Source organism: Paenibacillus sp. M-152, assembly GCF_003856555.1.
GTDB classification, from domain to species: Bacteria; Bacillota; Bacilli; order Paenibacillales; family Paenibacillaceae; genus Paenibacillus; species Paenibacillus polymyxa_C.
In genome coordinates this window covers 3,971,223-3,984,846 of record NZ_CP034141.1, presented here as the reverse complement: position 1 = coordinate 3,984,846, position 13,624 = coordinate 3,971,223, and the positions used below count along the sequence as shown (strand labels likewise).

Sequence of the window (13,624 nt, the reverse complement as noted above, 5' to 3'; positions counted from 1 at the left end):
ATTGAGACGCTGGTCTTCAGTCGCTTCAATTCCGAAATCCATGTGGAGTAGGGGACGATACGAAAAATGAAACGCGTATGGACAGGAATGGCAATAACGCTTGCTGTAATCGGGAGTGGACTTATTTTGTTTGCCGGAGGGCAGCACTCTGAGCCACAAGAAGAATGGAGTTTGCTTAACCATAAGGTGGAGCAGGCTTTGGCGATAGAGTCGGAGTCAATTGAGTTGCAGCGAAGCAGTGACTATGCCCAAGGAAAGCATGCTGTAAAAGAGGCTTCAGACCAAGCTGAACGCAGAGCGAATGTCGAAGCTGTTGACAATGTGAAGCATAATACTAAGCAGAGTTCTACTGGTGTATCTGCTGCTATGAGTGAAAACTCCATGGCGGGGAATTCAAGTACCGTAAAGCAGTCAGATGTTGCGGATTCGAGATCAGACACAGCTGTTGCCAGTTCGGATGCTGCAACGACGAGTAGGACAAATACGGTGAATGATTCGGTTATTCCATCCGTTTCCGGTGAAAAAAAGGTAAACATTAACACAGCGACTGCTGCCGAGTTAATGGAACTTCCGGGGGTTGGGGCTAAAAAGGCCGAGGCTATTTTGAACTATCGTAATCAGCACGGGCTGTTCAAACGTGTGAACGATTTGGATCGTGTAAAAGGAATCGGAGCTAAAATGTTAGCGAAAATGAAGCCGTATGTCAGCTTATAACTTATTTAAGTTTACGGTATAGGCTTTGAGAGTGGCTGTTACGGATATGTTTTACGTTTAACTTGTTTATACGGGAGAGATGGAAATGAGTGCAGATGTACGCAAGGACTGGGACACCTACTTCATGGATATCGCTTATATGGTATCCACCCGTTCGCGCTGCGCGCGGCGTCATGTTGGAGCCGTACTTGTACAAGGTAAGAAGCTATTGGGGACGGCCTATAATGGCGCACCATCCGGGGTGCCTGACTGTTCTGAGGCAGGCTGTATGATCTCGGAGGAATATGAGGTCGTTCACCGTGATGGACGGGAGGAAATGGTTAAGAAGCAGCGTTGTATTCGCACTATTCATGCGGAGCAGAACCTGTTGCTGTTTACTGACCGGATTGACCGTGAAGGCTCCTCCGTATATGTCACCGACCAGCCGTGCTGGACGTGTGCCAATATGTTGGCGAACAGCGGTATTGTGGAGATTGTATATCACCGACCTTATCCAAAAGATGCCGACAAGGTTCGTGCTATGATGGAGGAAAAGGGAATCGCCTTTCGTATGCTGGAGACATATCATCCACCACAGGAAACGCTGATGGATGTTAAAGATTAATCAATAAACGAGGAAGAACCTCTGACAATGCTATTTTGTCAGGGGTTCTTTTTTTGTTTTGTGAGTTGGACAGAAAGCAATGTTTTTGTGAATGGAAGGTGATTGTATTCAAGCCCAACTTGTGTTTACTAGGCCTATATTAAGGCTCACTGTTTGTTGGATTATAGGAAGTGCAGGAGCGTGTCTGTATTCGGAACGGATACTTTTATTACTGTGGGCGGGAGTTACCCTGATTTCCCCACTTATAGCTTTACTGATGAAAATTCCCATCCGACATATGGTATTACTATGGATTGCATTAAGTAGTGGTGGATTTCATTGGTTTTGGCATGATACACATAATGTAAGCAGTATTCCTGGTGCTCTTCATGTATCGTCTTCTGTCATAGAAGACATGCCTGTTCAAGCAGCAGGGTTTATTGCTTCAGAAGTTGAGATTGATGGGGATCGTGCGCAGTTTGAGATGAGAGTTACTTCAATCCATCACTTTGCAAGTCAATCCAATAAGGTTGAACATCGAGGATCTATTTCTGAACAGGTCATTGTTCATATCAAGTTGGCTGCAAAGCAGGAACAGCAACTTGCGGCAGCATGGCAGCGTGGGGATGCAATCCTGCTGCGTGGCAACTTAAAGGCACCAGCAAAAGCGGGTAATTTTGGTAGCTTTGATTACAGTAAATATCTGCACACGCAGAAAATTCACTGGCTTTTCAAGGGGGCTGGAGCCGCCTCGTTACAGAGGCAGGAGGCTTCACTGTGGAACCGCTACATATTATTCAGATGGAATGATCAGCTTAGAGAGCAGCTAGGTCAAAAAATGGAATCTGCTTTTACATCACTTCTTCAGACAGGGTATATGAAAGGCCTAGTACTTGGGGTTACAGATGAGCTGGACCCAGCAACGTATAATGAATTTACGCAGCTTGGTTTAACGCATATTTTGGCGATATCAGGTATGCATGTGGCGGTATATGCGGCCACATTATTATATTTACTCAAGTTATTACGAGTTAGCCGTGAAACCTCTCTTACGATTGTGATGGTACTGATTCCGGCTTATGTCCTGCTGACAGGTGCTTCTCCCTCTGTTGTAAGAGCGGGAATTATGGCGATGATTGGCTTGTTTGCAGCCCGACGAGGGCTGCTCAAAGACGGACTTAATATTTTAAGTATATCTGCGTTGCTTATGCTGCTATGGAATCCATACTACCTGCTTAGCGTCAGCTTTCAGCTGTCCTTTTTGGTAACAGGTGGGTTGCTCATATATATGCCGCTTATGAAGCCGTTTTTCGCCAAATGGCCCCTCCTGATCGGTGGTGAAGTTGCGATTACAGTCACGGCACAGCTTGTTTCGTTTCCAATGACGGTATTCTACTTTAATCAATTTTCGTTATTATCATTTGCGGCTAATTTTGTACTTGTCCCCCTAATTACATATATCGTGCTTCCACTGGGTACGGTAGCCATGGGAATGGCCTTTTTATGGGGGGATGGTGCTCGTATCCTTGCGTGGCCGGCAGAGCAATTGAACGATCTGACCTTTTGGCTTGTGAAATGGCTGAATGTAGATGATGCTTATGTGAGTATTTGGCCGTCTTCTTCTATTCTGTGGGTTCTGGCGTATTATGCAGCTTTGTACAGTGTTTTGTACTGGCTCAAAACGTGGTTGACATCCCGAAGGAAAACGGGCGACATTTCCGTTGTGAATTCTACTACCATAACATCACCTATGTATACAGGATTAGAGGCTGCTGCTGAGTGGGCTGCTATTTTGCAAACGGCTCATGAACCCGAGGGTGCAGGGAAATTTGCGCGTCGACAGTGGAATGGATATCGTCATGTGGCACTGGCTTTAAGTGGTATTGCCTGGCTTGGCATACTATGTATAGGGTACCAATCTCCTAGTGAAAGAAACACGGGAGTTGTTCAGTATCTGGATGTGGGCCAAGGTGATAGCATTTTAATTACAACGCCGGGAGGGAAACATATTTTGGTGGATGGCGGGGGTACAATGGACTTTGCAACAGGAAAAAACGCTTGGCGCAAGCGTACAGATCCCTACGAGGTAGGCGCGGATACGATTGTGCCCTTGCTAAAGCAACGTGGGGTGCACCGGCTGGACGCTGTCATTTTGACGCATGGAGATCATGATCATGCCGGAGGTCTACAGGCTGTATTTGACCAAATTCCCGTATCCACCTTATTTTTTAACGGTACCCTAACAGACAAAGCCCCATTCCGGAAGTTGTTAAACAAGGCTTTGGACAAGCAGATCAAGCTGTACGGTGCACATCATAGCATGGAGTGGGGACCGGACCGGGATACGAAAATTCGCTTTCTCTATCCGTTTAAGCTGGAGGAGAACGAATCTGGGCAGTTGCCTGTTATGAAGGAACAGAATCATTATTCTGTTGCCATGATTTTAGAGATGGAGGGGGCCTCGTTTTTATTCACAGGAGATATGGATGATGCTGCAGAGTCGCTGTTGCTTTCTGAATTAACCCGTTCTCCATCTCGTGTGAAAGCTCAGGAGGGAATAGGAGATGCAAGGAAAGCTGTCGACGTTATGAAAGTGGCACATCACGGAAGTAAGTATTCCACCTCGGAAGAGTGGTTGTCCTACTGGCAGCCGAAAGTATCCGTCATTTCAGTTGGTGCAAGCAACACATATGGACATCCGAATAAAGCGGTATTGGAACGTTTGGCGGAAGTTGGTTCTGCCATATATCGAACAGACACAATGGGAGAGGTACAGATTCGTGCGCAGCAAGGGAAGCTGAGTGTGCGGTATCAACGCAAACGTGAACAAATAGATACAAAATGATTTTGATTATACAAAAAACAGGCTTATAACAGCCAATAATTTGCCTGCCGTTATATCAGATAAGGGATACCAATACTCAATCGACGATTTTTATTTTCAAGATCCGATTGCTCTGTCTTATCAATTAGAACTTATATCTGATTTTCTGATTTCCAATAAATCACAAAACGTTTCATGCAATTCAATAGGTTCAGTATCTAGATATATGTAGGGGCTGAGGGAAGGTGACTACCTTCCCTTTTTCTGTTATTCTAAGGGAGGATACAATGGGGATTCTGGGCATTTTGTTATAATTTTTTTTATTAAAAAAATAAAATTAGCGTCAGACGTCTATCCTGCAACAATTTGCAAAAGGGATACGTCTGTAATATTGCAGGGAGAGGGGGATCCTTTGTGGTAGAGCAGGGACTCATCCGAGCCGCTCAATCGGGCGATCGCGACGCTCTCATTACCCTATTAAGAGAGATAGAACAGCATGTGTACCGTACGGCATATTACATTCTAAATAATGAGCAGGACGCCATGGACGCTTCACAAGAAGCCCTCATACGAATATATTCCAAAATTAACTCTTATGAGGAAAAAGCGCAGTTTAAAACCTGGGTCCAACGCATTGTAACGAACATATGCATCGACAAATTCAGAAGAACGAAGCCTTCGGTTTCCATTGACGAGCATGACATGATATTTAACGACCCCCAAAACGTGGAGGTCGAGGTGTTAACCTCTTACATGGCACAGGATGTTCGTGAGGCTATACAACAGCTCCCGGAACACCACCGGACGGTAATTGTCCTGAGATATTTGCAGGATTTCTCTTATAACGAGATTGCCGATTCTCTGGATTTGCCGCTAAATACGGTCAAGTCATACTTGTATCGTGCAAGACAACAATTGCAAGGGCTACTTCAGGAGTATCAGAAAGGTGGTGTATCAGGATGAAGTGTGGAGAAGAGGTGATGGATTGGATGCAGCGTTATGTGGATCATGAACTGGGTGAAGAAGAGACGTCCCAATTAATGAACCATATTGCGACTTGCCCGGACTGTGCGGAAAAATTTCATATTCTTCAGACACTCTCTCGCGAGCTGGAGGAATTGCCTGCGGTTTCCCCGGCGTTCAGCCTGGTGGATTCCATCATGCCTCAGCTTGATGCCATTGACCGCGCACGTGAAGAGCAGGGAAGCGCGCTTCAGGAAATGCAGCCTGTAGCTGCTGATCCTGAGCCTGGAACAGGGCTTGGACAACGTACTCAGCCTGTGCCTTGGTGGAACCGGGTGGGAGGGCGTGCTGCCATGGGCGTGGCTGCCGCTGCCGTTGTACTGGGGATTGTAGTATTCAACTTCGAGCCTAAAACAGTGCAGGATGCGGAAGGCATACTTACATCCCAGTCGCCCGAGGTGACAAGTCAGCAGAATCAGACGGAAATCCCAGGTACGACCAATGGGAGTGGAGGACGTGATGCAACCATTGGAGCGGAATCGACCAAGCCGCCATCTGAACAGGGACAAGGAGCCGATTCCTCTCTGACACCTGCAGATAAGGAACCTGACTTGGGCGACCAGGGAATAAACAGTTCAGATGACAAAAAGTATCCTTCCAAACCGGATGCTGGGAAGATGGATGATCAGCAAGCTGGCGAGGAACCTTTAACAAAGTCTGCACCGACTAAACATTCTTCCCGTCAGGATGAAAAGCAGGGACAGCCAAACGTCGATCGTCAGGCCTCAAAGGATGACTCATCTGCAGATGCTCCTCAATCCGATGACAAACAGTTAAAACAGAAAAAATCTGATCAACCTACGATTGCTCCTGATGAACAGCTGGATCCGAAAATGGAAAAGGCACCATTAGCAGATACGGGTACCGCTCAGGAGGATAATAGCGATGATACAAGTACAAATGATGCATCTTCGTCGCTTAGTCAGGAATTGAAGGTACAGAGTCGAATTGCTTCAAATGAAACGTCGAAAGATACGACATCCAAAAGTGTCACCAAGGATGCGGGCAACTCCTTAGGAGCGGATAGCAGCAATGCAGCTTCTAATGATGAGCAATCATCCGTGTCACAAGACCCGGTTCGTAGAGAAGGTTTTGTATCTAATTCGCTGGTCTCTCCGGACAGCAATAATGCTTCCACCTATGGTACCCAGTCCGCCTCTACAGATCAGTTCAACTCGCCTGATGGTAGCTATGCAGTGGCTATTGAAGGCAAAAAGCTGAAAGTGTATAAACTTTCCGATAACGGTGTAGACCGAACAACACTGGAAGTCCGTACTCTGAAGGGTGCTTGGGTCAAAGGAAGCTGGTCAGATGACAGCCAGACCTTTATGTATGAGACGGAGCAGGATGGGACTGCAAGTAAATATACGTACACCGTCCCGCGTAGCACTGGAAAATAGTTTCCGTAAGTTGGTACACTTTTAGAAACAGAGAATAAACTATATGAACCGACGTCGTATCCCGACGGTTGAAAGTTTCTAGAGCTTTCTGCTGCCGTGTTGATATAGATGGTGGTGAAGGGATTCTGCCTAAAGGTGGGGTCCCTTTGTTTGTGTCATGACTTGCCTTCCGGTCGGATGTCAGGTACGATCAGTGGGTGGGGGGAACGGAAAATGGATGTAAAAACAGCCTCTAAGGCTATTCGCAAAGGTGATATTTCGCCAGTGTATCTGCTATATGGCAGTGAAAAATATCAAATGAAGCAGTTTGTTGATATGCTAAAAGAGAAGGTGGTGGAGGAGGAGCATCGTGACTTCGCCATTATTTCTTATGATTTAACCGAGACGCCAATTGAGGTGGTTGTGGAGGATGCGGAGACAGCGCCTTTTCTGGTGCCGAAAAAGCTAATTATTGTACGGGATACCAGTGTATTTGCAGCAGGCAAAGATAATGGCAAAATAGAGCACCGTCTTGAGACTCTGTTGACTTATATGGATAACCCGACTGACTATAGCGTCATCGTTTTTACGGTTCAGGCTGAAAAGCTGGACGAACGGAAAAAGATCGTCAAGAAACTGAAAAGTGATGCCTCAGTTATTGCTTTCGCCCCTATGGGTGGAGATGATCTTGTAGCTTGGGTCCATAAGCGTGCAGCAGAAAGAGAAGTGCAGTTGGCAGCAGGAGCGGCTGAGAGACTCATTCAATACACGGGTACCGGGCTTCAATCCTTGGCTGCCGAGATAGATAAGCTGTGCTTATACGCAGGAGCGCAGGGAACGATTTCATCCGCTGACATTGAATCCCTTGTGCCTCGTAATACAGAGCAAAACGTATTTGCGATGGTTGAGGATCTGGCTAATTTGCGGCTGGATAAGGCGCTCAGTATTTTTTATGAATTGCTTAAGCAAAAAGAGGAACCAATCAAGATTGCAGCTTTGATCACACGGCAGTTTCGTATTATGTTGCAGGTCAAAGAGCTGGCAGGTCAAAGCTATTCTCAGCAACAAATTGCGAGTCAGCTCAGCTTGCATCCTTATGGGGTGAAAGTTGCAGGGGATCAAGCGCGACGCTTCCGTCCTGAGCAGCTGCGCCAGCTTCTCTATGAACTGGGCGAGCTGGACTATCATATGAAAACAGGTGTTGTTGACAAGGTGCTGGGACTCGAACTATTTTTGATGAAAATGGGAGCAGGTGCTTCAATCTAATCTCATAAAGTTATAAACTAAAAAATCCTGATCAGCCAAGGCTGGTCAGGATTTTTTCATTAACGTATAAAAGTAGCTCTTGCTTACGCTTGAGCTGTAAGAGCGTTAAGTTTTTTCGCCAAGCGGGATTTCTTGCGAGCAGCTGCATTTTTGTGGATCAGACCTTTAGTTACAGCCTTGTCCAGCTTTTGGGAAGCCACTTTGAAAGCAGCAGCAGCAGCTTCAGCTTCGTTACCTACCAACGCTGTATCGGCAGCTTTTACTGCTGTACGAAGCGCGGATTTTTGGGAAGCGTTCAACGCACGGCGTTTGTCGCTAGTTTTAACGCGTTTGATAGCGGATTTGATGTTTGGCATTACATTCACCTCCTGTAAAGGCATTACTTATGAACACAAACGTTTCACAACTTAAAATATTTTAGCACGCCACACCTCAAATTGCAATAAGAAAACATTCTAAGACGATGCAAATTACAGGATGAAAATGGATGTGCATAAACCTGCTGGGTGTCTCGCACACTATAGCCAGAGATGGTATACAAGGAGGTTTAAAAGATGGATTTGGATTTGCAGAAGTATGCGGTACGCACGGATTTGGCATTAGAGGCAAGAGAGCTGGCAGAACGGAATCAGCCTGTACCACTGGCGGGTATAAATGAGAATGTGGAGGAAGATAACGGTATTAAAATTACGCGGCTGGATGTATTAAATGAAGAAGGAGCTAACCGTATTGGTCGGGTACAAGGGCATTACGTTACGCTCGAAGTACCTGGCTTGCGTGAAGGCGACACTGGACTTCAGCAACGGGTAGCTATTGCCTTTGCCAAAGAAATGGAGCATTTTATACAAAAAATAGGGATTTCTAAGGTGGCAAGAGTGCTGGTGGTAGGGCTGGGAAATTGGAATGTTACTCCTGATTCTCTGGGTCCGCTTGTCGTTGAAAATTTAATGGTCACCCGTCAATATTTTGAACTGACACCTGATCAGATCAACCCTGGATATCGGGATGTGAGTGCAATTGCGCCGGGTGTTCTTGGTATCACGGGAATCGAATCCAGTGAGATCGTTCAAGGCATTGTGGATCGCACAAAACCAGAACTGATTATTGCTATTGATGCTTTGGCGTCACGTTCACTGGAGCGTGTCAATACGACTATCCAAGTGGCGGATATCGGAATACATCCAGGTTCAGGTATTGGCAACAAGCGGCGTGGTATCACCAAGGATATTATGGGGGTTCCATGTATCGCTATTGGAGTTCCAACGGTATGCTATGCTTCGACCATCGTCAACAATGTAATCGAACTGATGAAAACGCATTTTACCAAAGAAAAAGCTTCTACCAAAGTAATTCTCGGAATGTTGGATGAAATATCAGAACCTGAGAGACTTGGGCTAGTGAAAGAGGTGCTCCAACCACTAGGGCATGATTTGATTGTGACTCCAAAAGAGATTGATGAATTCATTGAAGATATCGCGAATATCATTGCGACCGGATTGAACGCTGCTCTACATGAGGCTGTTGATCCCGACAATGTCGCCGCTTATACGCATTAATGAAGGGCTAGCAAAACCATCTTTCTAAGACACGACAAAAAATCTCTATTTAACAGGTAGCTTATCTCTTTCGAAAAGGGGTGGGCTGGACCTGTGATAGAGATTTTTGTGTTCTAGTAATTGTTCTCCGTTCATAGAGTTGAAGTATAAGAGATTTCCGCAACAGATAGGAACCCTGTGTTCTGAATGTAATAAGCGGGTTTCGACGGGACGAAGGAGGACAAGGCTCACATGAAAAAAATTCAGACCTGGAACGTCGGAAGATGGAGAAGAAAAGGTATCGAAATTTTGGCAATGGGACATACGCTTGTGCTGCTTATCATGGGCTCGGCGCTTTTATTTGTCGTTTTGGGACTAGGAGGGTTGGCAGAAAATCGTTTGCAAACCTCTCCTGTTTCTTCGATGAAAGGATTGGCAGGCTCGGTGTCCAGCGGTTTTTTCGCGGATATGCTAGGTATGGAGGTACCTCATTTGGCACAAAAGAAGCAGCATTCTTCGTTGTCGGGTGAACAATGGTCGCCATTTGTTTTTCAGATGCTTACAGGTATTAATCCGCAGGATCCCAAAAGTCTCATTTCTCGTGAAATTCCTGGCATGTCTGCTGGTGCGCCTGTCTTGCTGCGCAAGGGTTCGGGGAACGACAAGGTAGAGGGTCCTACGGATTATCAACCTGATCAGGGAACGACAGATACCCCTGGGGGTTCAGACGCAGCTGAGAACCCGCCGTCTACTACGCCGGGTATTCCGACAACACCGGAAACAGACCCTGCACGTGAGGATGATCCAGGTGATGCCGCCAAAGGGGAGAAGCGTATATTAATCTACCATTCTCATCCCAGAGAAGCATATAATCCATTACTGAGCAAAACCAGTTCTAACCCCAATTCAGGTTCTAAGTCAGCTAATGTATCAAGGGTAGGTGACTTCGTAAAGAAGAGACTGGAAAAGCAAGGGATATCTACACTGCATGTAAACAAGGATTATGCCACCACAGTTCAAAATTACAATTGGAACTACTCCTATAAATATTCACGCGCAACAGTCAAGGAGGTTTTGGCTCAAAATAAAGGTTTAACTTATCTACTTGATATTCATCGTGATTCCCAACGTCATGGAAAAACAACAGCCACCATTAATGGACTTTCTTATGCCAAAGTGTATTTTATCATCGGACATGACAACAAAAATTGGCGTAAAAATGAAGCTTTTGCTGCTCGTATTCATGAAAAGCTGGAAAAATCCTATCACGGCGTATCACGAGGTGTATGGGGAAAAGATGGCGGCAAAGGAAACAACGGTGAATATAATCAAAGCTTGTCTTCGCATAGCATTTTGATCGAAATCGGAGGGATTGACAACACGGAGGAGGAGTTAAAACGAACTTCTGACGTTTTGGCGGATATGATCAGTGAAGTGTATTGGGAGGATCAGAAAGCCCAGAAGGCGGGCACCAACGTATCTGACACCAAAAAGAGCAATAGCGGCAATTAAATAAGGTAGCAGTTAGGGGGGATAGAATGACCGGACATTTTCGTAAAAAAGCGCTTGGATTTGTGCTTCTGATCGGAGCGGGCGTGTTACTTGGCATGCAGCTGGCAGGTTCTGGTCTGCGCTCAGTCTATGGCCCGGAATGGGACGAGAATCCAGTTTCATCAGTAAATCAACAGAAAGTTGAATATGAGCAGACGGTGATTGAGGATACCCCGGCAGCTGATGCCCAAGTGCATAATCGTACGTATAATACAAATAGAAAGGTCGAGTTTGAGCCACAAACGAACACGAACGAAGGGAATACAAACGAACGAAGTGAGGAACAGACCGCGCGCTGGACACATGAATGGGATATGAAGGCTGCACAAGATGACAATACTCGGCAGGGCCTAGAGACTCCTCGTGAGCTACTAGCCGTAAAGGCGCAGCAGGCTTCGGTGGATACCATGGCTGACAAAACGGCTGGACTGCTTCAAAACCTGTCAAGACAGGGCATTCGCTGGGTTGTATCTGTATTTGACGGGGTAACAGAATAGAAATATTGCTGACCCCCCTTACAACTGCTATAATAAGCTGATTGATACTAGGCATTGTGTGGGGGTAAGGCATGACTGACATTTTGGCAAGACAACGTAAAATTCGGAACTTTAGTATCATTGCACATATAGACCATGGTAAATCTACGCTGGCTGACCGGATCTTGGAGTACACCGGTGCACTCACTTCCCGCGAAATGCAGGAGCAAGTGCTTGACCAGATGGAACTGGAGCGGGAGCGCGGGATTACGATTAAGCTCCAGGCAGTGCGACTCACTTATAAGGCCGATGACGGCGAAGAGTACATTTTGAACTTGATTGATACACCGGGACACGTCGATTTTACCTATGAGGTATCTCGTAGTTTGGCAGCCTGCGAAGGTGCTTTGCTGGTAGTAGACGCAGCGCAGGGGATTGAGGCGCAGACATTGGCTAACGTTTATTTGGCGTTGGACAACAATCTGGAGATTTTGCCAGTGCTTAACAAGATTGATTTGCCAAGTGCTGATCCTGAACGGGTAAAGCAGGAAATCGAGGATGTTATCGGTTTGGACACGAGCGAAACCGTACATGCTTCAGCCAAAGCTGGAATCGGTATCAAGGAAATTTTGGAACAGGTGGTCAGAAGTGTGCCTGCTCCGCAAGGAAATCCGGATAATCCGCTCAAGGCGCTTATTTTCGATTCGCATTATGATCCTTATAAAGGCGTTATCGTATATGTACGTGTTGTAGATGGCAGTATCCGTGCGGGTTCGAAAATTAAGATGATGGCCACTGACAAAACGTTTGAGGTTATCGAGGTTGGAGCTTTCATGCCACGTATGACGATCGTGGATGAGCTAAATATCGGTGATGTTGGTTTTATCGTTGCCGGAATCAAGCATGTGGGCGACACTCGTGTCGGGGATACGGTAACGGATGCCAAAAATCCAACACCAGAACCGATGCCAGGCTATCGGAAAATTAATCCAATGGTGTATTGCGGTCTGTACCCAATTGAAACATCGGAATATAACGATTTGCGTGAGGCGCTTGAAAAGCTGCAACTGAACGATGCTTCGCTCAGCTTTGAACCGGAAACATCCAGTGCGTTGGGCTTCGGCTTCCGTTGCGGTTTCCTTGGTCTGCTTCATATGGACGTTATTCAGGAACGTATTGAACGTGAATTCAATATTCCGCTGATTACAACGGCACCAAGCGTAATTTACCGTGTACAATTGACTAACGGGGAAACGATTGAAATTGATAACCCATCCAACTACCCGGAAGTAGGACGTATTGAACATGTAGAAGAGCCATATGTTAAGGCAGGCATCATCGTGCCCAATGATTATGTAGGTACGGTTATGGAGCTTTGTCAGAGCAAGCGTGGTGAATACGTGAACATGGAGTACCTGGATACAACACGGGTAACGATTACGTACCAGATTCCTTTGTCTGAAATCGTATATGATTTCTTTGATCAGCTTAAATCCAGCACCAAAGGTTATGCTTCCTTTGACTATGAGATTTCAGGCTATCGCCAATCTAATCTGGTGAAGATGGATATTCTGTTGAATGGTGAGCAGGTCGATGCATTGTCATTCATCGTGCATAGAGATCGAGCTTACCACCGCGGACGTATCATTTGTGAGAAGCTGCGCGAGTTGATTCCACGGCAAATGTTCGAGGTGCCAATCCAGGCATCTGTAGGAACAAAGGTTGTTGCGCGTGAAACCGTTAAGGCTATGCGTAAAAACGTCTTGGCCAAATGTTATGGCGGCGATATTTCCCGTAAACGGAAGCTGCTTGAGAAGCAAAAAGAGGGCAAGAAGCGTATGAAGCAGGTCGGTAACGTAGAAGTACCACAGGAAGCATTTATGGCGGTACTGAAGATAGATGAGTAAAGCAGTTTGAAGTATTCGTCCATTCTTTCATGAGGCATTTGCCATGCATGAAGAATGGACGTTCTTTATTTGAGCAAGCTATTCAGGACAGAGAGCTCGTTCAAGTTCTGATTTAGAGTAATATGGCAACTATATTTAAATCTTTAGAGTATGTCTAAAATGTTTTTCGTTTACTGCAACACCTACACCACAAAAAATGACCGATTCGTGGTGGGCAGCAGCGGAGTGGGCCATTTGAATCTGGAGAAGCGTAGCGTTCGCCTTTACTCCCCAATTTTATCCCTAAGAGTGCTTATATAATGGAAAATTGGGGAGTAACAGCGATCAGAAGATCAAATGGAACACGAAGCGGTTGGTCTCGACCTC

Annotated in this window: 11 protein-coding genes; 10 read left to right on the top strand and 1 reads right to left on the bottom strand. The window is 45.9% G+C overall.

Annotated features, from left to right (window positions below; genetic code table 11):
* The first annotated feature begins 66 nt into the window (after positions 1–66).
* From EGM68_RS17285 to holA, 6 genes are all read left to right on the top strand, one after another.
* Complete coding sequence (locus EGM68_RS17285) at positions 67–714, top strand: ComEA family DNA-binding protein (RefSeq protein ID WP_129549646.1); 648 nt, start codon at positions 67–69, stop codon at positions 712–714.
* A gap of 85 nt (positions 715–799) precedes the next feature.
* Positions 800–1,318: a deoxycytidylate deaminase gene (locus EGM68_RS17280; protein WP_013372191.1), complete on the top strand. Its 519-nt coding sequence runs from the start codon at positions 800–802 to the stop codon at positions 1,316–1,318.
* Between the two features lie 91 nt (positions 1,319–1,409).
* Positions 1,410–4,142: a ComEC/Rec2 family competence protein gene (locus tag EGM68_RS17275; RefSeq protein WP_481854477.1), complete on the top strand. Its 2,733-nt coding sequence runs from the start codon at positions 1,410–1,412 to the stop codon at positions 4,140–4,142.
* 393 nt (positions 4,143–4,535) lie between these two features.
* Complete coding sequence (locus tag EGM68_RS17270) at positions 4,536–5,084, top strand: RNA polymerase sigma factor (RefSeq protein ID WP_013311184.1); 549 nt, start codon at positions 4,536–4,538, stop codon at positions 5,082–5,084.
* Complete coding sequence (locus EGM68_RS17265) at positions 5,081–6,544, top strand: anti-sigma factor family protein (protein ID WP_129549645.1); 1,464 nt, start codon at positions 5,081–5,083, stop codon at positions 6,542–6,544. Before EGM68_RS17270 ends, EGM68_RS17265 begins: the two co-directional genes overlap by 4 nt.
* 213 nt (positions 6,545–6,757) lie before the next feature.
* Positions 6,758–7,789, top strand: a complete 1,032-nt coding sequence (gene holA / locus EGM68_RS17260; protein ID WP_025674274.1) for a DNA polymerase III subunit delta — start codon at positions 6,758–6,760, stop codon at positions 7,787–7,789.
* Positions 7,790–7,872: 83 nt separating this feature from the next.
* Here holA and rpsT read toward each other — a convergent pair whose 3' ends face one another.
* On the bottom strand, positions 7,873–8,145 hold the full coding sequence (gene rpsT, locus EGM68_RS17255; RefSeq protein WP_013372187.1) for a 30S ribosomal protein S20: 273 nt from the start codon (positions 8,143–8,145) through the stop codon (positions 7,873–7,875).
* 198 nt (positions 8,146–8,343) lie between these two features.
* On the opposite strand from rpsT, the gene gpr reads away from it, so the two are divergent.
* The 4 genes from gpr (at position 8,344) to lepA (ending at position 13,258) form a co-directional block, all read left to right on the top strand.
* Positions 8,344–9,345: a GPR endopeptidase gene (gene gpr, locus EGM68_RS17250; protein WP_013372185.1), complete on the top strand. Its 1,002-nt coding sequence runs from the start codon at positions 8,344–8,346 to the stop codon at positions 9,343–9,345.
* 231 nt (positions 9,346–9,576) lie between these two features.
* Positions 9,577–10,836 (top strand): stage II sporulation protein P, encoded by a 1,260-nt coding sequence (locus EGM68_RS17245; RefSeq protein WP_025674276.1) that lies wholly within the window; start codon positions 9,577–9,579, stop codon positions 10,834–10,836.
* A gap of 26 nt (positions 10,837–10,862) precedes the next feature.
* Entirely contained in the window at positions 10,863–11,372 is a 510-nt protein-coding gene (locus tag EGM68_RS17240) for a hypothetical protein (RefSeq protein WP_025674277.1), read from the top strand.
* Positions 11,373–11,443: 71 nt separating this feature from the next.
* Positions 11,444–13,258, top strand: coding sequence for a translation elongation factor 4 (lepA, locus tag EGM68_RS17235; RefSeq protein ID WP_013372182.1), 1,815 nt, complete (start codon positions 11,444–11,446; stop codon positions 13,256–13,258).
* Positions 13,259–13,624 lie beyond the last annotated feature (366 nt).